At 69.4% G+C, this 24,375-nt stretch carries 14 protein-coding genes; 4 read left to right on the top strand and 10 right to left on the bottom strand.

Annotation, left to right across the window (positions count from 1 at the left end):
- Positions 1 to 160: 160 nt before the first annotated feature.
- Together ACIQFZ_RS34300 and ACIQFZ_RS34295 are read left to right on the top strand one after the other, a co-directional pair.
- Positions 161 to 1,522, top strand: coding sequence for an MFS transporter (locus ACIQFZ_RS34300; RefSeq protein WP_376606569.1), 1,362 nt, complete (start codon positions 161 to 163; stop codon positions 1,520 to 1,522).
- Positions 1,522 to 2,877 (top strand): M20 family metallopeptidase, encoded by a 1,356-nt coding sequence (locus ACIQFZ_RS34295; RefSeq protein WP_402693047.1) that lies wholly within the window; start codon positions 1,522 to 1,524, stop codon positions 2,875 to 2,877. The genes ACIQFZ_RS34300 and ACIQFZ_RS34295 overlap by 1 nt, the downstream gene beginning before the upstream one ends.
- A gap of 99 nt (positions 2,878 to 2,976) precedes the next feature.
- On the opposite strand, the gene gdhA is transcribed toward ACIQFZ_RS34295, so the two are convergent.
- From gdhA to ACIQFZ_RS34280, 3 genes are all read right to left on the bottom strand, one after another.
- Positions 2,977 to 4,335 (bottom strand): NADP-specific glutamate dehydrogenase, encoded by a 1,359-nt coding sequence (gene gdhA / locus ACIQFZ_RS34290; RefSeq protein WP_384085746.1) that lies wholly within the window; start codon positions 4,333 to 4,335, stop codon positions 2,977 to 2,979.
- Between the two features lie 230 nt (positions 4,336 to 4,565).
- Positions 4,566 to 5,204 (bottom strand): PH domain-containing protein, encoded by a 639-nt coding sequence (locus ACIQFZ_RS34285; protein WP_402693046.1) that lies wholly within the window; start codon positions 5,202 to 5,204, stop codon positions 4,566 to 4,568.
- Between the two features lie 144 nt (positions 5,205 to 5,348).
- Positions 5,349 to 8,423 carry a glycosyl hydrolase 115 family protein gene (locus tag ACIQFZ_RS34280; protein ID WP_402693045.1) on the bottom strand — a complete coding sequence of 1,025 codons (3,075 nt, stop codon included), beginning with the start codon at positions 8,421 to 8,423 and terminating at the stop codon, positions 5,349 to 5,351.
- Positions 8,424 to 8,705: 282 nt separating this feature from the next.
- Between ACIQFZ_RS34280 and ACIQFZ_RS34275 the strand changes: the two genes are divergently transcribed.
- On the top strand, positions 8,706 to 9,668 hold the full coding sequence (locus tag ACIQFZ_RS34275) for a LysR substrate-binding domain-containing protein (protein ID WP_402693044.1): 963 nt from the start codon (positions 8,706 to 8,708) through the stop codon (positions 9,666 to 9,668).
- Positions 9,669 to 9,823: 155 nt separating this feature from the next.
- Entirely contained in the window at positions 9,824 to 11,197 is a 1,374-nt protein-coding gene (locus ACIQFZ_RS34270) for a carbohydrate-binding protein (protein WP_402693043.1), read from the top strand.
- A gap of 111 nt (positions 11,198 to 11,308) precedes the next feature.
- Here ACIQFZ_RS34270 and tuf read toward each other — a convergent pair whose 3' ends face one another.
- From tuf to rpoB, 7 genes are all read right to left on the bottom strand, one after another.
- Positions 11,309 to 12,502 (bottom strand): elongation factor Tu, encoded by a 1,194-nt coding sequence (tuf, locus tag ACIQFZ_RS34265; RefSeq protein WP_365776552.1) that lies wholly within the window; start codon positions 12,500 to 12,502, stop codon positions 11,309 to 11,311.
- Positions 12,503 to 12,675: 173 nt separating this feature from the next.
- Positions 12,676 to 14,802 (bottom strand): elongation factor G, encoded by a 2,127-nt coding sequence (gene fusA, locus ACIQFZ_RS34260; protein WP_365426335.1) that lies wholly within the window; start codon positions 14,800 to 14,802, stop codon positions 12,676 to 12,678.
- A gap of 39 nt (positions 14,803 to 14,841) precedes the next feature.
- Positions 14,842 to 15,312: a 30S ribosomal protein S7 gene (rpsG, locus tag ACIQFZ_RS34255; RefSeq protein ID WP_003992340.1), complete on the bottom strand. Its 471-nt coding sequence runs from the start codon at positions 15,310 to 15,312 to the stop codon at positions 14,842 to 14,844.
- Between the two features lie 2 nt (positions 15,313 to 15,314).
- On the bottom strand, positions 15,315 to 15,686 hold the full coding sequence (gene rpsL, locus ACIQFZ_RS34250) for a 30S ribosomal protein S12 (protein WP_003948652.1): 372 nt from the start codon (positions 15,684 to 15,686) through the stop codon (positions 15,315 to 15,317).
- Positions 15,687 to 16,020: 334 nt separating this feature from the next.
- Complete coding sequence (locus ACIQFZ_RS34245) at positions 16,021 to 16,557, bottom strand: DUF1707 and DUF4190 domain-containing protein (protein WP_365426338.1); 537 nt, start codon at positions 16,555 to 16,557, stop codon at positions 16,021 to 16,023.
- A 136-nt stretch (positions 16,558 to 16,693) separates the two neighbouring features.
- On the bottom strand, positions 16,694 to 20,593 hold the full coding sequence (locus ACIQFZ_RS34240; protein ID WP_361422374.1) for a DNA-directed RNA polymerase subunit beta': 3,900 nt from the start codon (positions 20,591 to 20,593) through the stop codon (positions 16,694 to 16,696).
- A 96-nt stretch (positions 20,594 to 20,689) separates the two neighbouring features.
- Complete coding sequence (gene rpoB, locus ACIQFZ_RS34235) at positions 20,690 to 24,175, bottom strand: DNA-directed RNA polymerase subunit beta (RefSeq protein WP_365431721.1); 3,486 nt, start codon at positions 24,173 to 24,175, stop codon at positions 20,690 to 20,692.
- Positions 24,176 to 24,375 lie beyond the last annotated feature (200 nt).

Genomic DNA, 24,375 nt, shown 5'->3' with positions numbered 1-24,375 from the left:
ACTCAGACCCTATTGACACCCCTCGGCGGCGACAATAGCGTCCCGGGCCATGGGTTCGGACGGACCCATTGGCGGGTGCACCCTCCCACCCAGCCGGGCGTCGCTCGTACCCCCTCCCCGCGTCGGACGGGCCGCCCCCTTCTCGCAAAGGAGCCGGTCCATGAGCACAGCCCTCCGCAGACCACCCGGGACCGACGGTCCCAGCAAGCGTCGCAGCCCGCTGCGGATCGCCACCGCCACCCTCATCGGCACCAGCGTGGAGTGGTACGACTTCGGCATCTACAGCACGGCGGCGGCCCTGGTCTTCCCCAAGCTGTTCTTCCCCGAGATGAACCACGCACTGGCCGTGCTCAGCTCGTTCGCCACCCTGGCCGTCGGCTCCCTGGGACGGCCGCTCGGCGCGATCCTCTTCGGCCACATCGGCGACCGCTACGGGCGCAAGAAGGCACTGATCGGCTCCCTGCTGCTGATGGGCGTCTCCACCTTCCTCATCGGTCTGCTCCCCGGCTACGCCTCCGCCGGCGCCCTCGCCCCCGCGCTGCTGCTGGTCGTCCGCATCCTGCAGTCGCTGGCGGTCGGCGGCGAGTGGGGCGGCGCCGTGCTGTACGCGGTCGAGAGCGCACCGCCCAGGCGCCGGGCCCTGTACGGCTCCTTCCCGCAGATCGGCGACGGTGTCGGCTTCTTCCTCGCCACCGGCGTCTTCGCGCTGGCCTCCCTGCCGGGCCATGACGCGCTCATCAGCTGGACGTGGCGAATCCCATTCCTCCTCTCCAGCCTGCTGGTGATCACCGGCCTGCTGATCCGCAGCCAGTTGGAGGAGTCCCCGGAGTTCGGCGAGGCGCAGAAGCGCGCCGATCAGGAGAAGGAGTCCGCCCGGCAGATCCCGCTGGTCGGCGTGATCCGCACCGCGTGGCGCCCCTGGCTCCTGGCCTCCGGAGCCTTCCTTGTCACCGTCGGCGGCTACTACGTCATCGTCACCTTCATGTCCGTCTACGCCCTCGACCATCTGCACTTCAGTGAGGCGCAGGTCTCCACCGCCGGGATCTTCTGCTCGCTCGTGGTGATCGTCTTCACGCCGGTCTCGGCGATGCTGGCGGACCGGTTCGGGGTCCGCCGGCTCACCTTGATCGGACTCCTCTCGCACCTGCTGGTGGCGTTCCCGATGTTCTGGCTCGCCGACATCGGCACCATCCCGGGCCTCTGGGCAGGCATGGGTCTGGCCATGCTGGCCAGCACCGTGGCCTACGCCACCATCGGCACCATGATCACCACGTGGTTCGCGCCCCGGATCCGCTACACCGGGCTCTCCCTCAGCTACCAGCTCGCCGGGCTGATCGGCGGCGGCACCACCCCGGCCCTCGCCCAGTGGCTGGCCGGCCCCTCCGGCACCGACTGGACGCCGGTGGCCCTGCTCTTCCTCGGCATGGCGGTGGTCAGCGTGGTCTGCGTCCTGCTGCACCGGGCGCCCGAGGAGTCCGAGGGCGCCGAGCTCACCGCCACACCCACCCTGATGGAGGCCTGATGTCAGCGACAGCCGTCGCCCCAGCGGCGAGTACCGCGGGCCGCGCGCACCTGGAGGAACTGGCCCGCAAGGCCGCTCGCGCGGCCGAGCAGGCCACCGCGTGGAAGTCCCCGCACACCGGTGCCGACGAGAAGCTGCACGCCCGGATCGACGCCGCCGTCGCCGAGGACCGGGAGTCCCTGCTCGCCCTGAGCCACGCCCTGCACCAGGACCCGGAGCCCGGCTTCGAGGAGCACCGCGCGGTGGCGCGCGTCGCCGAACTGCTGCGGTCGCACGGCATCGAGGTCGAGACCGGCGTGTACGGCCTGCCCACCGCGCTGCGCGCCACCGCGGGCACCGGGCAGGGGCCCACCGTGGCGGTGCTGGCGGAGTACGACGCCCTGCCGGGCATCGGGCACGCCTGCGGCCACAACGTCATCTGCGCGGCCGCCGTCGGCGCCTTCCTGGCGCTGGCCCGGGTGATACCCGCGCTCGGCGGCACGGTGGTGCTGCTGGGCACCCCCGCGGAGGAGAACGGCACCGGAAAGGAGACCATGGCCCGCGCCGGGGCGTTCGACGGCGTGGACGCCGCGGTCATGATCCACCCGTTCGCCGGCGGCGACCTGACGGACTCGCCCTACCTGGGCCTGCGGGAGGTCGTCGTGGAATACCGCGGCCTTGCCGCGCACGCCTCCGCCACACCGTTCATGGGCGTCAACGCGCTGGACGCGGTCGTCGCCGCGTACCAGGGAATCGCCGCGCTGCGGCAGCACATCCCGCCCACCGACCGGATCCACGGTGTGATCACGGACGGCGGGACACGTCCCAACGTGGTGCCCGACCGGACGGCCGCACACTTCTATCTGCGGGCCCGCACCGTCGAGGCGCTCGCGGAGCTCTCCGAGCGGGCCCAGCGGGTCTTCGAGGGCGCCGCCTCGATGACCGGGACCGAGGTCACCGTGCGCTGGGACGACTGCCCGCCCTGTATGCCGGTGCGCAGCAACGAGGCTCTGGCCACCCACTTCGCCCTGCACCTCACCGGGCGAGGCCGCACCGTCCTGCCCGGCAACGCCGCACCGGACACCGGATCCGGATCCACCGACCTCGGCAACGTCAGCGTACGGATCCCCGCCATCCACCCGATGCTGTCGGTGGCACCGGCCGGAACGGCCCTGCACACCGCGGACTTCGCCGCGTGCACGGCGGGCGCCGAGGCCGACCGCACGGTGCTGGACGGCGCCGCCGCCCTCGCCCGCACCGCCGCGGACTTCCTGTCCGACCCCGAACTGCGCGCCGAGGTGGCCCGCGATTTCACCGCGGCCGGCGGCGCACTCGACGTCGAACGGCTGCTGGACACACCCGGGACCACCCGCTGACCGTCGGGGCCGGATGAAACCGGCCCCGGCACACCCGCGGCGGCTCCGCGTCCACACCACCGCCCGCGATCGTCCGCCGGAGCACCCGGGGGAAGGCCGTCAGATGACGCCCTGGGCCAGCATCGCGTCGGCCACCCGCTCGAAGCCGGCGATGTTCGCGCCGGTCACGTAGTCGCCGGGGGCGCCGTAGCGTTCGGCGGTCTCGTGGCAGGTGGTGTGGATGTCGCTCATGATGAGCGCCAGCTCCCGCTCCACCTGGGTGGCCGTCCACGCCGTACGGGAGTGGTTCTGCGCCATCTCCAGGGCGCTGACCGCGACCCCGCCCGCGTTCGCCGCCTTGCCGGGGCCGAAGGCCACCCCGGCCTGCTGGAACAGGTGCACGGCCTCGGGCGTCGCCGGCATGTTCGCGCCCTCGGACACGGCCTTCACCCCGTTGCGGATGAGCGTCTCCGCGTCCTTCTCGTCCAGCTCGTTCTGCGTCGCCGAGGGCAGCGCGACATCGCCCGGGACCTCCCAGACCCGCCCGCCGGGCACGAACCGCGCGGAGGTGCCCCGCCGCTCGGCGTACTCGCTGATCCGGCCGCGCTCGACCTCCTTGATCTGCTTCAGCAGCTCCACGTCGACGCCCTTGTCGTCGACGACGTACCCGCTGGAGTCCGAGCAGGTCAGCGCGTTCGCACCGAGGGCGGTCAGCTTCTCGATGGTGTAGATCGCGACGTTCCCGGAACCGGAGACGACCGCGGTCTGCCCCTCCAGCTCCTCGCCGCGCTCGCGCAGCATCGCCTCGGCGAAGAGCACGTTGCCGTACCCGGTGGCCTCGGGCCGGATCAGCGAGCCGCCCCAGTTCGCGCCCTTGCCGGTGAGCACACCGGCCTCCCAGCGGTTGGTGATCCGCCGGTACTGGCCGAACAGATAGCCGATCTCACGAGTGCCGACGCCGATGTCACCGGCCGGCACGTCGGTGTGCTCGCCGATGTGCCGGTGCAGCTCCGTCATGAACGACTGGCAGAACCGCATGACCTCGGCGTCGCTCCGCCCGTGCGGGTCGAAGTCGCTTCCGCCCTTGCCGCCGCCGATGCCGAGCCCGGTCAGCGCGTTCTTGAAGATCTGCTCGAAGCCGAGGAACTTGATGACGCCCAGATCGACGGACGGGTGGAAGCGCAGACCGCCCTTGTACGGGCCCAGCGCGCTGTTGAACTCCACCCGGAAACCACGGTTGACGTGCACCCGGCAGTGGTCGTCCTGCCACGGCACCCGGAAGATGATCTGCCGCTCCGGCTCGCACAACCGCTCCACGAGCCCCGCCTCCGCGTACTCCGGCCGAGCCGCGATCACCGGCGCCAGTGTCTCCAGTACCTCGTGAGCGGCCTGGTGGAACTCGGGCTGGGCCGGATTGCGGCGCTCGATCTCGGCGAGCAGGGAGGCGAGCTGGGTCTTGGTGTCGGGTCGGGTCGTCACAGGGTCCCCTTCTGGCACGGCTACTACCGGCGTCGAAGCCGGTGATGAACGCTCGGCGCCGTTGCCGCGCGCAGAAACTCGGCCGACCCGGGAATGGGCATCCGGGAAACGGCCGACCCTTCAGTGTTACCTCTGGATCGATGCACTGGCCAGTGACCCGGCACCTTTAGTCCACGATGTGAGATCAAGATTCCGAAAAATCGGCTGGTACGACCGTTCCCGGGGGACGCCTACGCCAGGGGCCAGTGGGGCAAGAACTCGACTGCGAGGTACAGGACGACGCCCAGCAGGATGATCCACGGGGCGAGTCCGGTGCCGGTCAGCCCCCGCTCGACCCGGGCCGTGGGGCGCAGATCGCCGTGGAGGGCCATGGCACTCAGCGTGTCGGCGGCCCGGCTGCCCCGGTCGGAGCGGGCGACACGGCTCATCCAGGGCGGCGCGAAGAACCCGGCCATGGGCTCCGGGGTACGGCCGAAGAACTCCAACTGCCCGTCGCGCCGCATCTCCACACGCGTGATCGTCGACCACGGCAGGAGCCGCGTGGACCACAGCCGGCGGATGTACACGCCGTCCCGGTCCGCGGTGACGCGCCACAGCGCGAACCAGCAGCACGGAAAGCCGACGACCAGCGAAGTCCACAGCGCGTAGAGCAGGGCACCCAGCTGCGGATGCGCCAGACTCGCCTCGGCCGGATGCTCGGTCAGCGCGACGAACACGGCGCAGATGACCGCACCCGTCACCCTCCCGCGCCACCCGGCACGCCACACCAGCGGCACCTCCGGCGCCGTCATCACCCCGGCGAGCTCCTCGACCCGGTCCCGGCGCTCCTTGCGCGCCTGCCGCCCCCGCTCCGCCCGGCCCGCTCTCATCCCCACCCCAGCCCCCGCCGTCGTGTACCACGGCGAGCTTACCGACAGGTCGGTGCTCCCCCTCGGCCCCGGCCGGTGCCGGGGCGGATGCCCCCGCACTGGCCGGGTGGGCCGTCGCACCGCGGATCGGGGCGACGGACCGCCCTACACCCGCAGGCTCTCCAGCGGCCCCAAATAGGTCGCCGGCAGGCCGCCCGTGTCGATCAGCAGGCGTTGCAGGACCATCGTCGGGTCGACCGTCCAGAACTTCAGGCGATGCGTTCCGGCGCGGGTGATCGTGTGCCTGGTCGCGGTGCGGTTCACGTTGTCGGAGGTGTTGCGGGCCCACGCCGTGTTCATCGTGCCGTCGTCCGCGCCCGTGGCCGCGTTGATGTCCACCGTCTGCGGTGCGGCGTCGTCGAAGGAGATGCCGTAGCGCAGGCCGCCGGTCGGGAGGGCCGGGTTCCTCGGCGACACCTCCGCCCACACCGTCACCTCGCCCGCGGAGAGGAGGGTCACCTCGTACTCCAGGCGCGGAGAGTTCGGGGCGCCGGGGGTGCGGCGCGGGGCCGTCACCGGCCAGGGGGTCATGCCCGAGGTGGTGCGGCCGACTCCGTCCAGGCGGCGCCACTCCCCCACCACGCGGTCGTGGTGCTCCGCGTCGATCGCCACGTAGCCGCCCGCCTCCACGAAGCCCCGCACCAGACGGGGCGAGGTGTTCTCCGCCGCGCAGGCGACCGTCACCGCCGTGCCCGCGCCCGAGATCGTCAGCTTCGCCTCCGCCCGGCCGCTCGGCACCCGGCGCCAGTCCACCCGGACCTCGACCCGCACCTGCTGCTCCACCCGGCCCCGGGCACGGTCCACCAGCAGCCACGGGGCCGAGGACTCGATCCGGTACTCGAAGGGCGTGCGGCCGCGGTTGAAGAGCTCCACGTACTGCTGCGGGCGGGTCTGGTACGGGCTGAAGGAGGGCAGCCGGGCCGCGGTCGCCGCCCCTCCCGGCCACCAGCTCCCCGCGTCCTCCGCGCCGTCCACCGAGACGCCCAGTCCGGCGGCGCGCGGCACCTCGATCCGCCGGACCGCGGGGAAGAGGACGTCAGGGATCGCCACGTTGTCGATCTCCGGCTGCTGCCAGCCCGCGTTGGGGCCGTAGCGTTCCACGTCCCCGTAGTCGATGTGCGGCTGGGTCTGGAAGCCGTTCCACTTGCCGCCGGCCACCTCGTGGTTGAGGCGGTCGGCGAGGGCGAAGTCCCGCTCCAGGCCCGCTTCCGCCTGCGCCGCCAGGTCGTTGGTCGCCGCCCGGCCCTGCCTGGCGTAGAGGAGGTTCGTGAACTCGGCCTGCCGCAGGCCGTAGAGGTTCGCGGTCGCCTCCACCTCGTAGCCGACCAGTTCGAACCAGGCGTCCCGGCTTCGCGCGGGCAGCTTGCGCGCGACGCGGTCGGCCTTGCGGGCCAGGGCCTTCCACTCGTCGGTGACCCGCTCCAGCTCACGGTGGGCGAAGTAGTACGGGGTCTGCTCGTCGTCGTAGACGACCTCGCCGTCCCGGAGGGTGATCCGGCGGTTGAGCAGCTCGGGCTTGCGGCGGGCCTGGAGGCGGCCGTACTCCGCCAGGACCTCCGCGATCGGCCCGGAGTCCGCCTCGCCGAAGTTCTGGGCGGCGTAGCGGCGTTCCCACTCCCCCAGCCGCTCCTGCGGCCAGCTGTACGGGTTCCAGGCGTAGTCGAGGAAGAACTCCGTCGGCAGCTCGTTGCCCTTCAGGTCGCCGACGTTGGTGACCCACAGGCCGTGGTTGCCGTAGGCGTGGGCCTGGTGGAGCTGGTCCCAGAGGTTGGTGAGGTTCGCCGTGTCGACCCACTTGTAGTTGCGGCCGGCGCCGACGTAGTCGAAGTGGTAGTAGAGGCCGTATCCGCCGGCGCGGGCGCCCTCCGCGGGGTCGGGGTGCTTGCGGATGTTGCCCCAGTTGTCGTCGGTGAGGACGACCGTGACGTCGTCCGGGGCGCGCAGGCCGCGGTCCCAGTAGCGCTGCACCTCCTTGTAGAGGGTCCACACCTGCGGGGTCTCGGCGGCCGGCCTGCCGGTGACCTCCTCGATGATGCGGCGCTGCTCGGCGATGATCTCCTGCATCAGTTCGATGCCGTCGCCGTCGGGCAGGCTGGTGTCGCCGTTGCCCCGCATGCCGAGGGTCACCACGCCCTCGAAGCCCTGGTCCACCATGCGCTGGATGCCGGCCCGCCAGTAGGCCTTGATCGCCTCGGCGTTGCGGCGGTACGACCACTCGCCGTTGCCGCCGTAGGGGTCGGTGCCCCCGCCCGCGTGGCGGTTCCACTCCTCGATGCCGCGCATCATGGGCGCCTCGTGGGAGGTGCCCATGACGATGCCGTACTCCGACGCCCGCTTGTGGTTCTCCGGGTCGTCCTCCGCGAAGGCGCGCCCCCACACTGCCGGCCAGAGGTAGTTGCCCTTCAGGCGGAGCAGCAGCTCGAAGACCTTGGCGTAGAAGTCGGCGTTGAAGCCGCCGGGCTGCCCGGGGGCCTTGCCCGGACCGAAGTACGCGGGCGCCCAGGTGCCCAGAGCCGGGTTCTCGTCGTTGATGAAGACGCCGCGGTACTTCACCGCCGGGGTGCCCTGCGTGTGGCGGCCCGGCAGGATCCAGACGCGGTTGCGGCGCACCGGGGGCACGTCGTCCCACCAGTACCAGGGCGAGACCCCGATGCCGTACGAGACGTCGTACGCCCCGAAGATCGTGCCGCGCGGGTCGCTGCCCGCGATGACGAGCGCGCGGTCGACGCCGGGCATCGGATGGTCGACCACCGCCTGGAGCGAGGTCTCCCAGCGGCCGCGCACCGCGGTGACGTCCAGCTTCCCCGACTTCACCAGGCCGTCGATCAGCGGGCTGCGGCCGATCGTCCCCACCAGCACGGCGTTGCGGGCGATGGTGTGGCCGGGCCGTACGCCCGTGACCCGCTGGATGTCGTCGCGCAGGTCTCCCGCCGCCCGGACGACTCCGGGGTGGTCGTCGGCGCTGACCACGATCGGGGCGCCCACCAGGGAGAACGAGCCCGGCCTCGGCTCACGGGGTGCGAAGGAGACGTATGCCCCCGGATCCGTCACCCGCGGACCGCCGCCCTCACCCCCGGCCGCCCACGCGGAACCCGACGTGCCCAGAGCACCCGACGACAGCACCGGCACCGCGGCGAGGCTCGCGCCCAGGACGGCTCTTCGGCTGACGTGCGCAGACATGGCACACCCCTCACACACCTGAATTTGGTCAGTGGCATGACAAATGCTGGAGGAGTGGTCTGCGGGGAACCAGGGGTCGTACGCGCCGAATAGTTTCGTAACAGCCCCCCTCCACCGGGCACCCCGCGCCCGGCGTCGCGCACTGCCCGGCACCCCCGGCTCCCGCCCCTCGCCCCCGGTGCCCGGCACCCAGCAGGCGGCAGGCGCCCTCACGGGCGCGCCCGCGCCCGTGGTACGGACCAACCTCTTGCCCCACCGCCCCGGGCACCGCAAGCTCCCTGCATGGAGCTGGAGTTGCGGCATCTGAAGACGATCCGGACCATCGCCGAGGCAGGAAGCCTCACCAGGGCGGCGACGGTGCTCGGACTCGCGCAGCCCGCGCTGAGCGCACAGCTCAGGCGCATCGAACGGGCCCTGGGTGGCCAGCTGTTCGAGCGCGGACGGCACGGGGTGCGGGCGACCGCGCTGGGCGAGCTGGTACTGGACCGGGCCCGGCTCGTACTGCCCGCGGTGAACGAACTCCAGCAGGAGTCGGCCCGGTTCGCGCGGGCCCGGCGGGCCGCGCAGTGGCTGCGGCTGGGCGCCACGCACGGGCCGCTACTGGGGGCCCTGGTGGACCTGCTGGCCGACGCCGCGCCCGACGCGCAGCTGACCACCCACGCCTCCTGGTCCGAGCGGGAGCTCGCCACCCTGCTCGCCGACGGCCGGCTGGACTTCGCCGTCGCAGGGACGTGCGGCACGGCCGCGCCGCCGGGCGCGGAGAGCCTCGTCTGGCGGGAGATCGCCGTCGATCCCGTGTTCGTGATGCTCCCGGAAGGGCATCCGCTCGCCCACGGACGCGAGGTGGAGCTGGCCGGGCTCGCCGACGAGGAGTGGGCCTGCGTGCCCGGCGACGGCTGCTTCGCCGACTGCTTCACGGCGGCCTGCGCCCGCGCCGGTTTCGCTCCGCGCCGGATGTACGAGACGGACACGGCCTCCTGTGTGGACCTGGTGCAGGTGGGCCGTGCAGTGGGGCTGTGCCGGGCCGCCTTCCCCACCACCCCCGGCATCACGACCAAGCCGCTGGCCGACACACCCCTGGTCTGGCGGCACCTGCTGGGCTGGCACCCGGCGACCCAGCGGCCGGACACCGCGGCGACCGTGCTGGCCCAGGCCCGCACCGCGCACGCGGGCGCGGCGGCACGCAGCCACAGCTACGCAGACTGGCTCACCACCGCCGGCGGGCGGCCGGACGGGACGACCTGACCGACCGCCCCGGCACTTCCCGGCCGGGCTCCCGGGGCGGACTCCCGGGGCGGTCGTTCCATAACGCCGGGCAGGGGGGTCAACCGACGTCTTACGGCGTGGAGTTGATCCTTCCTACGGTTTCGGCACCTCCCACCGAGACCGAGGAGACCCCCATGCTCCAGCGACACACCAGAGCCGTGTGCGCCGCCATGGCGGCGACCGGCGCCCTGCTCCTGACCGGCCTGAGCGGCACGGCGAGCGCCGGGACGGCCGCGTCCTCCGCCCCGCCACCGCACGGGCCGACGGCCGCACAGACCCTGCGCACCGCCGACACCTCCGCCGCCGTCCTGCACGCCATGCGGCGCGACCTGGGCCTGGACCGGGCGCAGGCCGAGCGGCGGCTGGCGAACGAGGCCCCGGCGGGCGCCTCGGCCGGGCGGCTGCGCGGCGCCCTGGGCGCCGACTACGCGGGCGCCTGGCTGCGCGGCGCCGAGTCGGACACGCTGACCGCGGCGACCACCGACGCCGCCGACGTCCCGGCGATCGAGGCCGGGGGCGCCCGGGCCGTCGTCGTGGACCGCTCGCTGGCCGCGCTGGACGCCGCCAAGACCCGCCTGGACCGGGCCGCCCTGCACACGTCCACGCTCGACGCGCCCGTCTGGTACGTCGACGTACCCACCAACACCGTGGCGGTGGAGGCCATGCGGCCCGCCGCCGCGCGGCACCTGCTGGCCGCCGCGGGCGTCTACGGCGACCTCGTACGGGTGCGGAAGACGGCCGAGCGCCCCCGCCCGGTGTACGACCTGCGGGGCCGCGAGGCGTACTACATCAACGGCAGCAGCCGCTGCTCGATCGGCTTCCCCATCACCCGCGGCACCCAGCAGGGCTTCGCCACCGCCGGGCACTGCGGCCGGGCCGGCAGCAGCACCAACGGGTCCAACCAGGTGGCCCAGGGCACCTTCCAGGTGTCGGTCTTCCCCGGCAACGACATGGCCTGGGTGGCCACCAACTCCAACTGGACGGCGGCCCCCTACGTCAACCAGGGCGGCCAGAACGTCCAGGTGACGGGGTCCACGGTGGCGACCGTGGGCTCCTCGGTGTGCCGCTCCGGTTCGACGACCGGCTGGCACTGCGGCACCGTCCAGCAGCTCAACACCAGCGTGACCTACCAGGAGGGCACCGTCTCCGGGGTCACCCGGACCTCGGTGTGCGCGGAGCCCGGCGACTCGGGCGGCTCCTTCATCTCCGGCAGCCAGGCGCAGGGCGTCACCTCGGGCGGCACGGGCAACTGCTCGACCGGCGGCACGACGTACTTCCAGCCGGTCAACCCGATCCTGAGCTCCTACGGGCTCACGCTGAGGACGACCACCGGCGGCCCCGGCGAACCGGGCCCGGGCAACCCCGGCGGCACCTGGTCGGCCGGCACCGTCTACCAGGCCGGCGCCACGGTGACCTACGGCGGCGCCACCTATCGCTGCCTCCAGGGCCACCAGGCGCAGCCGGGCTGGGAGCCCCCGAACGCACCAGCACTGTGGCAACGCCTGTGACCCCCTGACCGGGGGAACGCGAAAGGGCCCGTACGACAGGAGTCGTACGGGCCCTTGTGGTGCTCGCGATGGAGCTACCAGGTCGGGGGACCCTTCAGCAAGCCGGTGAGCTTACTTCAGGATCTTGGTGACCTGGCCGGCGCCCACGGTGCGGCCACCCTCACGGATGGCGAACTTCAGGCCCTCTTCCATGGCGATGGGCTGGATGAGCTCCACCTTCATCTCGGTGTTGTCACCCGGCATGACCATCTCGGTGCCCTCGGGGAGGGTCACCACGCCGGTCACGTCCGTCGTGCGGAAGTAGAACTGCGGACGGTAGTTGTTGAAGAACGGCGTGTGGCGGCCACCCTCGTCCTTCGACAGGATGTAGGCCTGGGCCTCGAAGTCAGTGTGCGGGGTGACCGAACCCGGCTTGATGATGACCTGGCCGCGCTCGACGTCCTCACGCTTGATGCCACGGAGCAGCAGACCGACGTTCTCACCGGCCTGACCCTCGTCGAGCAGCTTGCGGAACATCTCGATGCCGGTGACCGTGGTGGTGGTCTTCTCCGTCTTGATGCCGATGATGTCGACGGTCTCGTTGACCTTGAGGACACCACGCTCGATGCGGCCGGTGACGACCGTACCGCGACCAGTGATGGTGAAGACGTCCTCGATCGGCATCAGGAACGGCTTGTCGACGTCGCGCTCCGGCTCCGGGATGGCGGTGTCGACGGCGGCCATGAGGTCCAGGACGGACTGGACCCACTTCTCGTCGCCCTCGAGCGCCTTCAGAGCGGAGACACGGACGACCGGGAGGTCGTCACCCGGGAACTCGTACTCGGAGAGGAGCTCGCGGACCTCGAGCTCGACGAGCTCCATGATCTCTTCGTCGTCCACCATGTCGGACTTGTTCAGAGCCACGACGATGTACGGCACGCCGACCTGGCGGGCCAGGAGCACGTGCTCCTTGGTCTGCGGCATCGGGCCGTCGGTCGCGGCGACCACCAGGATCGCGCCGTCCATCTGGGCGGCACCGGTGATCATGTTCTTGATGTAGTCCGCGTGACCGGGGCAGTCGACGTGGGCGTAGTGACGCGCCTCGGTCTGGTACTCGACGTGCGAGATGGAGATCGTGATACCACGCTGGCGCTCTTCGGGCGCCTTGTCGATGTTGTCGAACGGGGTGGCCTCGTTCAGCTCCGGGTACGCGTCGTGCAGCACCTTGGTAATGGCGGCCGTGAGGGTCGTCTTACCGTGGTCGATGTGACCGATGGTGCCGATGTTGACGTGCGGCTTAGTCCGCTCGAACTTCGCCTTCGCCACTGGGTTCCTCCTGTGGAGTGGTTCTGTACGCCTTACTCATCGGCGCCAGGTGATCTTTGCTGGATGGCCCGGATCTCCGGGGCATTCCTCCGGCCGTGCGGCTGATCGCCGCGAATCCGTGGAATGCCCCGAGAGGCTCCGGAGTCAAGACTAAAGGCTGGAACTCGGGTGAGTTACTCGCCCTTGGCCTTCGCGATGATCTCCTCGGCGACGTTCCGCGGAACCTCGGCGTAGGAGTCGAACTGCATCGAGTAGCTTGCGCGACCCGACGTCTTGCTGCGGAGGTCGCCGACGTAGCCGAACATCTCCGAGAGGGGCACGAGGCCCTTCACGACACGGGCACCCGCCCGCTCCTCCATGGCCTGGATCTGGCCACGGCGGGAGTTGATGTCGCCGATGACCTCGCCCATGTAGTCCTCGGGCGTGGTGACCTCAACGGCCATCATCGGCTCGAGCAGCACAGGACCGGCCTTGCGCGCGGCCTCCTTGAAGGCCTGCGAACCGGCGATCTTGAACGCGAGCTCGGAGGAGTCGACCTCGTGGTAGCCACCGTCGAGAAGCGTGACGCGGACGCCCGTCATCTCGTAGCCGGCGAGGATGCCGAACTGCATGGCCTCCTGCGCACCGGCGTCCACCGAAGGGATGTACTCCTTCGGAACGCGGCCACCGGTGACCTTGTTCACGAACTCGTACGAGGTGTCGCCACCCTCGAGCGGCTCGATCGCGATCTGCACCTTGGCGAACTGACCGGTACCACCGGTCTGCTTCTTGTGGGTGTAGTCCACGCGCTCGACGGCCTTGCGGATCGTCTCGCGGTACGCGACCTGCGGCTTGCCGACGTTGGCCTCGACCTTGAACTCACGGCGCATGCGGTCGACCAGCACCTCGAGGTGCAGCTCGCCCATACCGCCGATGATGGTCTGGCCGGTCTCCTCGTCCGAGTGGACCTGGAAGGACGGGTCCTCCTCGGCCAGGCGCTGGATCGCGACGCCCAGCTTCTCCTGGTCACCCTTCGACTTGGGCTCGATGGCGACCTGGATGACCGGCGCCGGGAAGTCCATGGACTCCAGGATGACCGGGGCCTTGTCGTCGCTCAGCGTCTCACCGGTGGTGGTCTGCTTCAGACCCATGACGGCGACGATGTCGCCGGCGCCCACCGACGGGATCTCCTCACGCTTGTTGGCGTGCATGCGGTAGATCTTGCCGATGCGCTCCTTCTTGCCCTTGACGGAGTTCAGCACGGCGGTGCCGGACTCCAGGCGGCCCGAGTAGACCCGGACGAAGGTGAGCTTGCCCAGGTGCGGGTCGCTCATGATCTTGAACGCGAGCGCGGCCAGCGGCTCGTCCTCGGACGGCTTGCGCTTGATGACCTCTTCCGCGTTGCCCACGGCGTGGCCCTCGATGGCCTCGACGTCGAGCGGCGTGGGGAGGTAGCGCACGACCGCGTCGAGCAGGGGCTGAACGCCCTTGTTCTTGAACGCGGTGCCACAGAACACCGGGGTGATCGTGGTCTCGGAGGCCTTGCCGGACGCGATGGTGATACGACGGATCGCGGTGTGCAGCTGCTCCTCGGTGGGCTCGTTGCCCTCCAGGTACAGCTCCATGATCTCTTCGTCGTTCTCCGCGACGGCCTCGACCAGCTTGCCGTGCCACTCCTCGGCGGCCTCGGTGTGCGTGGCCGGGATGTCGACGACGTCGTACATCTCGCCCTTGGCGGCCTCGGCGGACCACACGAGCGCCTTCATGCGGACCAGGTCCACAACGCCCTTGAAGTCGGCCTCGGCACCGATCGGCAGCTGCATGACCAGCGGCTGCGCGCCCAGGCGGTCCTTGATCATGTCCACGCAGCGGTGGAACTCCGCACCGGTGCGGTCGAGCTTGTTCACGAAGCAGATGCGCGGAACGCCGTAGCGGTCCGCCTGACGCCACACCGTCTCGGACTGGGGCTCGACACCGGCGACGCCATCGAACACCGTCACGGCACCATCGAGCACGCGCAGGGAGCGCTCCACCTCGACGGTGAAGTCGACGTGACCCGGCGTGTCGATGATGTTGATCGTGTGGTCGATGTTGTCCAGCGGCCAGTGACAGGTGGTGGCAGCAGAGGTGATCGTGATGCCACGCTCCTGCTCCTGCTCCATCCAGTCCATCGTGGCGGAACCCTCGTGGGTCTCACCGATCTTGTAGGACACACCGGTGTAGAACAGGATCCGCTCGGTGGTGGTCGTCTTGCCCGCGTCGATGTGGGCCATGATCCCGATGTTGCGGACATGGGCCAGGTCAAGTGAAGTGGTAGCCATAAGGCTTCAGTCTTCTCTCGGTTCTCGATGGGGTAGCGACTACCAGCGGTAGTGCGCGAAGGCCTTGTTGGACTCGGCCATCTTGTGCGTGTCCTCGCGCTTCTTCACAGCGGCACCGAGGCCGTTGGAGGCGTCGAGGAGCTCGTTGAGCAGACGCTCGGTCATGGTCTTCTCGCGACGGGCGCGGGAGTAACCGACCAGCCAGCGCAGCGCCAGGGTGTTGGCGCGACCGGGCTTGACCTCGATCGGCACCTGGTAGGTGGCGCCACCGACACGGCGGGACTTGACCTCGAGGGTCGGCTTGATGTTCTCGAGAGCGCGCTTCAGCGTGATGATCGGGTCGTTACCGGTCTTCTCGCGCAGACCCTCCATGGCGCCGTAGACGATGCGCTCGGCGGTGGAGCGCTTGCCGTTCAGCAGCACCTTGTTGATCAGGGAGGTCACCAGAGGAGAGCCGTAGACCGGGTCGATGATGACCGGGCGCTTCGGGGCGGGGCCCTTACGAGGCATTCTTACTTCTCCTTCTTGGCGCCGTAACGGCTGCGAGCCTGCTTGCGGTTCTTGACACCCTGGGTGTCGAGCGAACCGCGGATGATCTTGTAGCGAACACCCGGCAGGTCCTTCACACGGCCGCCGCGCACGAGCACGATCGAGTGCTCCTGCAGGTTGTGTCCCTCACCCGGAATGTAAGCAGTGACCTCGATACCGCTGGTCAGACGCACACGCGCGACCTTACGGAGGGCCGAGTTCGGCTTCTTCGGGGTGGTCGTGAACACACGCGTGCAGACGCCACGGCGCTGGGGCGAACCCTCGAGTGCGGGCGTCTTGTTCTTTTCGACCTTGTCCTGCCGGCCCTTGCGGACCAGCTGCTGGATCGTAGGCACTACTTCTCCGGTTTCTGTGTGCCGATGGGTACAGCTAACCTGGAACATCGCCGACCCACGCGGTCGGGTGTGTCGAATCCCGCAGACTCCCACCGCAAGGCAGAAAGAGGCGCAGATCACGGTGGCCGTTCAGCGGCTCCCGGTGCGGTTTCAAGGCACGCACGAAAGCCAGGGCACACCCCAGGCACAAGGTCTGAGCGTACCTACCTCATTCGCTGCGGTCAAAACAAATGCGCCCCGCCCGCCGCGTCCCCCGGGGCTTGTCAAGCCCCGGCCCCGCGGGCGATCTTCGAATCCACGGAACGTGATCTTCGGACACCGGAATCCGCCCACGTCATCCCGACCCCGCGATCCCGGCCACGACGAGCACGGTCAGGAACACCGCCCAGCCCGCGACGGACAGCCAGCCCAGGACCAGCCCGGCCAGCGCGAGGCCGTCACCGCCCTCCCCGTTGCGGCGCATCTCCGCGCGGGCGGTGTGTCCCAGGACCACCGCGGGCAGGCCCGTCAGACCGCCCGTCATCAGCGTCAGCACACCGCAGACCAGGGAGCCGACCGCCTTGCCGTTGGTGGGCGGCGGGACCGCCGCCGGCAGGAACGTGGGCGGCACGAACGGAGCCGCCGCCGAGGTGAGCGGCACCGGACCCTGCGGCAGGTCCGCCACCAGCAGCGCCAGCTCCCCGACCGTACGCGCCTGGTACGCCCGTGCGACGCGCTGGTCGAGTTCCCGCTCGTCCAGGCGGCCCTCGCTGAAGCCCGCTCTGAGCACGTCCACGGCCCGCTCGCGGTCGGCGTGGGACGCGAGCATCGAAGGGCTGCCCTGGCCCTGCCACGGCTGCGGGACCCCCTGTCCCCGCTGCCAGGGCTGCATGGGCTGCCACGACGGGTGTGACGGTTGATACGACACTGGGACCTCCCCCGGACCGCGTGTGTCTCTCCATGATGCGCCAAGGGCGGCCATCCCGTTGTGGGATGGCCGCCCTTCAGCGCGTCAAGCAGTCGCTCGCCTACTGGTTGTACGGACCGTAGTCGTAGTCCTCCAGCGGAACGGCCTGGCCGGAGCCGGAGCCGAACGGCGAGTAGTCGATGTCGTCGTAGCCCACGGCCGAGTACATCGCGGCCTTGGCCTCCTCGGTCGGCTCGACCCGGATGTTGCGGTAGCGGGACAGGCCCGTACCGGCCGGGATGAGCTTACCGATGATGACGTTCTCCTTGAGGCCGATCAGGGAGTCGGACTTGGCGTTGATCGCCGCGTCCGTCAGGACCCTGGTCGTCTCCTGGAAGGACGCCGCCGACAGCCAGGACTCGGTCGCCAGCGAGGCCTTGGTGATACCCATGAGCTGCGGACGACCGGAGGCCGGGTGACCGCCCTCCTGGACCACACGACGGTTCTCGTGCTCGAACTTCGAGCGCTCGACCAGCTCGCCGGGCAGCAGCTCGGCGTCGCCGGACTCGATGATCGTCACGCGGCGCAGCATCTGCCGGATGATGATCTCGATGTGCTTGTCGTGGATCGACACACCCTGCGAGTTGTAGACCTTCTGGACCTCGCCGACCAGGTGGACCTGGACGGCCCGCTGACCCAGGATGCGCAGCACGTCGTGCGGGTTGGTGGCACCCACGGTGAGCTTCTGGCCCACCTCGACGTGGTCGCCCTCGCCGACCAGCAGACGGGCACGCTTCGAGATCGGGAACGCCGTCTCGTCGCTGCCGTCGTCCGGGGTGATGACGATCTTCTTGGTCTTCTCGGTCTCCTCGATCCGGACGCGTCCGGCCGCCTCGGAGATCGGGGCGACACCCTTCGGGGTACGGGCCTCGAAGAGCTCGACGACACGCGGCAGACCCTGGGTGATGTCGTCACCGGCCACACCACCGGTGTGGAAGGTACGCATCGTCAGCTGGGTACCGGGCTCACCGATGGACTGGGCGGCGATGATGCCGACCGCCTCACCGATGTCGACCAGCTTGCCGGTGGCGAGCGAACGGCCGTAGCACATGGCGCAGGTGCCGACGGCGGACTCACAGGTCAGGACCGAGCGGGTCTTGACCTCCGAGACGCCACGGGCCACCAGTTCCTCGATGAGGACATCACCGAGGTCGGTGCCGGCCGGGGCCAGGACCTGGCCGTCGACCACGATGTCCTCGGCGAGGCAGCGCGCGTACACGGACGTCTCGACGTTGTCCGCCTTGCGCAGCACGCCGTCCGCACCGCGCTCCGCGATGTGCAGCTTGAGGCCGCGTTCGGTGCCGCAGTCCTCCTCGCGGATGATGACGTCCTGGGAGACGTCGACCAGACGACGGGTGAGGTAACCGGAGTCGGCGGTACGCAGGGCGGTGTCGGCCAGACCCTTACGGGCACCGTGCGTGGAGATGAAGTACTCCAGCACGGACAGACCCTCACGGAACGACGCCTTGATGGGCCGCGGGATGGTCTCGTTCTTGGCGTTCGACACCAGACCGCGCATACCGGCGATCTGACGCATCTGCATCATGTTTCCTCGGGCGCCCGAGGAAACCATCATGAAGATCGGGTTGGTCTTCGGGAAGTTGTCGTTCATCGCCTCGGCGACCTCGTTGGTCGCCTTGGTCCAGATCGCGATGAGCTCCTGGGTCCGCTCGTCCTTCGTGATCAGACCGCGCTCGTACTGCTTCTGGACCTTCTCGTCCTGCGCCTCGTAGCCGCGGACGATCTCCTTCTTCGCCTCGGGGACGACGACGTCGGAGATGGCGACGGTGACACCGGAGCGGGTGGCCCAGTAGAAGCCGGACGACTTCAGGTTGTCGAGCGTGGCCGCCACGATGACCTTCGGGTAGCGCTCGGCGAGGTCGTTGACGATCTCGGAGAGCTGCTTCTTGCCCACCTCGAAGTCGACGAACGGGTAGTCCTCGGGCAGCAGCTCGTTGAAGAGCGCGCGGCCCAGGGTCGTCTTCAGGCGGAAGGAGTCACCCTGCTGCCACTCCGGCTCGCCCTCCTCGCGGGCCGGCGGGGTCCAGCCGCGCGGCGGAATGGTGCCCACCGGGAAGCGGACGTCCACCCGCGACTGGAGCGAGAGCTCGCCGGCGTCGAACGCCATGATCGCCTCGGCGACCGACGCGAAGGAGCGGTCCTCGCCCTTGGCCGCGCGGCCCTCGGCGTCGGTGGTGAGGAAGTACAGACCGAGGACCATGTCCTGGGTCGGCATCGTCACCGGACGGCCGTCGGCCGGCTTGAGGATGTTGTTCGAGGACAGCATCAGGATGCGGGCCTCGGCCTGCGCCTCCGCGGACAGCGGCAGGTGCACGGCCATCTGGTCACCGTCGAAGTCCGCGTTGAACGCGGTGCACACGAGCGGGTGAATCTGAATGGCCTTGCCCTCGACCAGCTGCGGCTCGAAGGCCTGGATGCCGAGGCGGTGCAGCGTGGGCGCACGGTTCAGCAGAACCGGGTGCTCCGCGATGACCTCTTCCAGCACGTCGTACACGACCGTGCGGCCGCGCTCGACCATGCGCTTGGCCGACTTGATGTTCTGTGCGTGGTTCAGGTCGACCAGGCGCTTCATCACGAACGGCTTGAAGAGCTCCAGCGCCATCGCCTTCGGCAGACCGCACTGGTGCAGCTTCAGCTGCGGACCGACGACGATCACGGAACGGGCCGAGTAGTCGACGCGCTTGCCGAGCAGGTTCTGACGGAAGCGGCCCTGCTTGCCCTTGAGCATGTCGGAGAGCGACTTCAGCGGACGGTTGCCGGGACCCGTGACCGGGCGGCCGCGGCGGCCGTTGTCGAAGAGCGCGTCGACGGCCTCCTGGAGCATGCGCTTCTCGTTGTTCACGATGATCTCGGGCGCGCCGAGGTCGAGAAGCCGCTTCAGGCGGTTGTTGCGGTTGATGACACGGCGGTACAGGTCGTTCAGGTCGGAGGTCGCGAAGCGGCCACCGTCCAGCTGCACCATCGGACGCAGGTCCGGCGGGATGACCGGCACGCAGTCCAGGACCATGCCCTTGGGGCTGTTGGACGTCTGCAGGAACGCGGAGACGACCTTCAGGCGCTTGAGGGCGCGGGTCTTCTTCTGGCCCTTGCCGGTGCGGATGATCTCGCGGAGCTTCTCGGCCTCCTCCTCGAGGTCGAAGGACTCCAGGCGCTTCTGCAGCGCCGCGGCACCCATCGAGCCGTCGAAGTACGTGCCGAACCGGTCGCGCAGCTCGCGGTAGAGCAGCTCGTCGCCCTCGAGGTCCTGGACCTTGAGGTTCTTGAACCGGGTCCACACCTCGTCGAGGCGGTCGATCTCGCGCTGCGCGCGGTCGCGCAGCTGCTTCATCTCACGCTCGGCACCCTCGCGCACCTTGCGGCGCACGTCGGCCTTGGCGCCCTCGGCCTCCAGCTCGGCGAGGTCCGCCTCGAGCTTCTTGGCGCGGGCCTCCAGGTCGGCGTCGCGGCGCTGCTCGATCTGCTGGCGCTCGACGGAGACGTGGGCCTCCAGCGACGGCAGGTCGCGGGTGCGGCGCTCGTCGTCGACGTACGTGATCATGTACGCCGCGAAGTAGATGACCTTCTCCAGGTCCTTCGGGGCCAGGTCGAGCAGGTAGCCCAGACGCGACGGAACACCCTTGAAGTACCAGATGTGGGTGACGGGCGCGGCCAGTTCGATGTGGCCCATCCGCTCACGGCGCACCTTGGCACGAGTGACCTCGACGCCGCAGCGCTCGCAGATGATGCCCTTGAAGCGGACACGCTTGTACTTGCCGCAGTAGCACTCCCAGTCCCGGGTGGGACCGAAGATCTTCTCGCAGAAGAGCCCGTCCTTTTCCGGCTTGAGGGTGCGGTAGTTGATGGTCTCGGGCTTCTTGACCTCGCCGTGGCTCCACTGACGGATGTCGTCAGCGGTGGCCAGGCCGATCCGGAGCTCGTCGAAGAAGTTGACGTCGAGCACTATGCGTCAATCCCTCTCAGGGTTGTAAGTCTGTGGTCTGAAACGGGGGCCTGGGGGTCGGCGGGTCTCCTGGTCAGGAGACCCGCCGGACTCCCGTCAGACCTCTTCGACGCTGCTCGGCTCGCGCCGGGACAGGTCGATGCCGAGCTCCTCCGCAGCGCGGAAGACATCCTCGTCGGTGTCGCGCATCTCGATGGACATACCGTCGCTGGACAGCACCTCCACGTTCAGGCACAGGGACTGCATCTCCTTGATGAGCACCTTGAAGGACTCGGGGATGCCGGGCTCGGGGATGTTCTCGCCCTTGACGATGGCCTCGTAGACCTTCACGCGGCCGGTGACGTCGTCGGACTTGATGGTCAGCAGCTCCTGGAGGGCGTAGGCGGCGCCGTAGGCCTCGAGGGCCCACACCTCCATCTCGCCGAAGCGCTGGCCACCGAACTGGGCCTTACCACCCAGCGGCTGCTGGGTGATCATCGAGTACGGACCGGTCGAACGGGCGTGCAGCTTGTCGTCGACCAGGTGGTGCAGCTTCAGGATGTACATGTAGCCGACCGAGATCGGCTCCGGGAACGGCTCACCGCTGCGGCCGTCGAACAGCTGCGCCTTGCCGGACGGGAGGACCATGCGGTCGCCGTCGCGGTTCGGGATGGTGTGCTGGAGCAGACCCGCCAGCTCGTCCTCACGGGCACCGTCGAAGACCGGGGTGGCCACGTTGGTGCCGGGGGCGACCTGGTCGGCGCCGATGGCCTGGAGGCGCTCCGCCCACTCGTCCGCGAGGCCGGAGACGTCCCAGCCGCGGCTGGCGAGCCAGCCGAGGTGGATCTCCAGGACCTGTCCCGGGTTCATTCGGGACGGCACACCCAGCGGGTTGAGGATGATGTCGACCGGGGTGCCGTCCTCCAGGAACGGCATGTCCTCGATCGGCAGGATCTTGGAGATGACGCCCTTGTTGCCGTGGCGGCCGGCGAGCTTGTCACCGTCGGTGATCTTGCGCTTCTGCGCGACGTAGACGCGGACCAGCTGGTTCACGCCCGGCGGCAGCTCGTCGCCCTCCTCGCGGTCGAAGAGGCGCACGCCGATGACCTTGCCGGTCTCGCCGTGCGGCACCTTCAGCGAGGTGTCACGGACCTCACGGGCCTTCTCACCGAAGATCGCGCGCAGCAGGCGCTCCTCGGGGGTCAGCTCGGTCTCGCCCTTCGGGGTCACCTTGCCGACGAGGATGTCGCCGGCGATGACCTCGGCGCCGATGCGGATGATGCCGCGCTCGTCGAGGTCGGCGAGGACCTCCTCGGAGACGTTCGGGATGTCCCGGGTGATCTCCTCGGGGCCGAGCTTGGTGTCACGGGCGTCGACCTCGTGCTCCTCGATGTGGATCGAGGAGAGGACGTCGTCCTGGACGAGGCGCTGCGACAGGATGATCGCGTCCTCGTAGTTGTGGCCCTCCCACGGCATGAACGCGACCAGCAGGTTCTTGCCGAGCGCCATCTCGCCGTTCTGGGTGGCCGGACCGTCGGCGAGGACCTGGCCCTCGACGACGCGGTCGCCCTCGTTGACGATGACCTTCTGGTTGACCGAGGTGCCCTGGTTGGAGCGGGCGAACTTGGCCAGGCGGTACGTGATGTACGTGCCGTCGTCGTTGGTCGTGGTGATGTAGTCGGCGGAGATCTCCTGGACCACACCGGCCTTCTCGGCCTTGACGACGTCGCCGGCGTCGACGGCGGAGCGGTACTCCATGCCGGTGCCGACGAGCGGGGACTCCGACTTGATGAGCGGAACGGCCTGGCGCATCATGTTCGCGCCCATGAGGGCACGGTTGGCGTCGTCGTGCTCGAGGAACGGGATCATGGCGGTCGCGACCGACACCATCTGGCGCGGCGAGACGTCCATGTAGTCGACGTCCTCGGGGCTGACGTAGTCGACCTCGCCGCCACGGCGGCGGACCAGCACACGGGCCTCGGCGAAGCGCAGGTCGTCCGCCAGGGTGGCGTTGGCCTGCGCGATGACGAAGCGGTCCTCCTCGTCGGCGGTCAGGTAGTCGACCTCGTCGGTGACCTGGCCGTCGCTGACCTTGCGGTACGGGGTCTCGACGAACCCGAACGCGTTGACCCGGCCGTAGGAGGCGAGCGAGCCGATCAGGCCGATGTTCGGGCCTTCCGGCGTCTCGATCGGGCACATGCGGCCGTAGTGCGAGGGGTGCACGTCACGGACCTCGAAGCCGGCCCGCTCACGGGAGAGACCACCCGGGCCAAGGGCCGACAGGCGGCGCTTGTGGGTGAGACCCGACAGCGGGTTGTTCTGGTCCATGAACTGCGACAGCTGGCTGGTGCCGAAGAACTCCTTGATGGAGGCGACGACCGGCCGGATGTTGATCAGGGTCTGCGGCGTGATCGCCTCGACGTCCTGCGTGGTCATACGCTCGCGGACGACGCGCTCCATACGGGCCAGACCGGTGCGGACCTGGTTCTGGATGAGCTCGCCCACGCTGCGCAGACGGCGGTTGCCGAAGTGATCGATGTCGTCGGTCTCGACGACGATCGTCTGACCGCTGTCGCCGACCGTCTCGATCTCGCCCGCGTGCAGCTTCACCAGGTACTTGATCGTCGAGATGACGTCCTCGACGGTCAGGACGCCGGCGTCCAGCGGAGCGTCCGCACCCAGCTTCTTGTTGACCTTGTAGCGGCCGACCTTGGCCAGGTCGTAGCGCTTGGGGTTGAAGTACAGGTTCTCGAGCAGCGTCTGCGCGGCCTCACGCGTGGGGGGCTCGCCCGGGCGCAGCTTGCGGTAGATGTCCAGCAGCGCGTCGTCCTGGCCCTGGGTGTGGTCCTTCTCCAGGGTGGCGCGCATCGACTCGTAGTCGCCGAACTCCTCGAGGATCTGCTCGTTGGTCCAGCCGAGCGCCTTCAGCAGGACGGTGACCGACTGCTTGCGCTTGCGGTCGATGCGGACACCGACCATGTCGCGCTTGTCGATCTCCATCTCCAGCCAGGCACCCCGGGAGGGGATGATCTTGGCGGAGAAGATGTCCTTGTCGGACGTCTTGTCGATGGAGGAGTCGAAGTAGACACCGGGGGAACGGACCAGCTGGGACACCACGACACGCTCGGTGCCGTTGATGACGAAGGTGCCCTTGTTCGTCATGAGCGGGAAGTCGCCCATGAAGACGGTCTGGGACTTGATCTCGCCGGTCTCGTTGTTGGTGAACTCGGCCGTGACGAAGAGCGGGGCGGCGTACGTGAAGTCGCGCTCCTTGCACTCGTCGATGCTGTTCTTCGGCGGCTCGAAGCGGTGGTCGCGGAACGTCAGCGACATCGACCCGGAGAAGTCCTCGATCGGGGAGATCTCCTCGAAGATCTCCTCGAGGCCGGACTTGGTGGGGACGTCCTGACCGGACTCCAGAGCGTCCTCGACGCGAGCCTTCCACGCGTTGTTGCCGAGCAGCCAGTCGAAGCTCTCGGTTTGCAGCGCGAGAAGGTTCGGAACCTCGAGGGGCTCCTTGATCTTTGCAAAGGAGATGCGCAGCGGGGCGGTGCTGGCGCCGTTGTTCGTATTCGCGGTCGAGGCGTTGCGCGAGGCGGCCAAGAGGGGGTCCTTCCGAGGGCTCGGACTCACTACGCGCGTACCGGCCCCCCGCCGCCGCTTGAGGACAGGTCGTCCTGATCGGGCCGAAAGGCCAGGTCCAGGATGATCTGGTCGTCGTTGCTGAGGCGAGGGCATGCCCCTGGTGACGGGCAGGGGACAGCTAACAGGCAGCGCAAAGGGTCAGTGTAGCCACATGGCAC

It is taken from the genome of Streptomyces sp. NPDC093064, from assembly GCF_044754605.1.
Lineage (GTDB): Bacteria > Actinomycetota > Actinomycetes > Streptomycetales > Streptomycetaceae > Streptomyces.
Note: the sequence above shows the minus strand (reverse complement) of the source record. Positions and strands in the feature narration are given on the sequence as shown.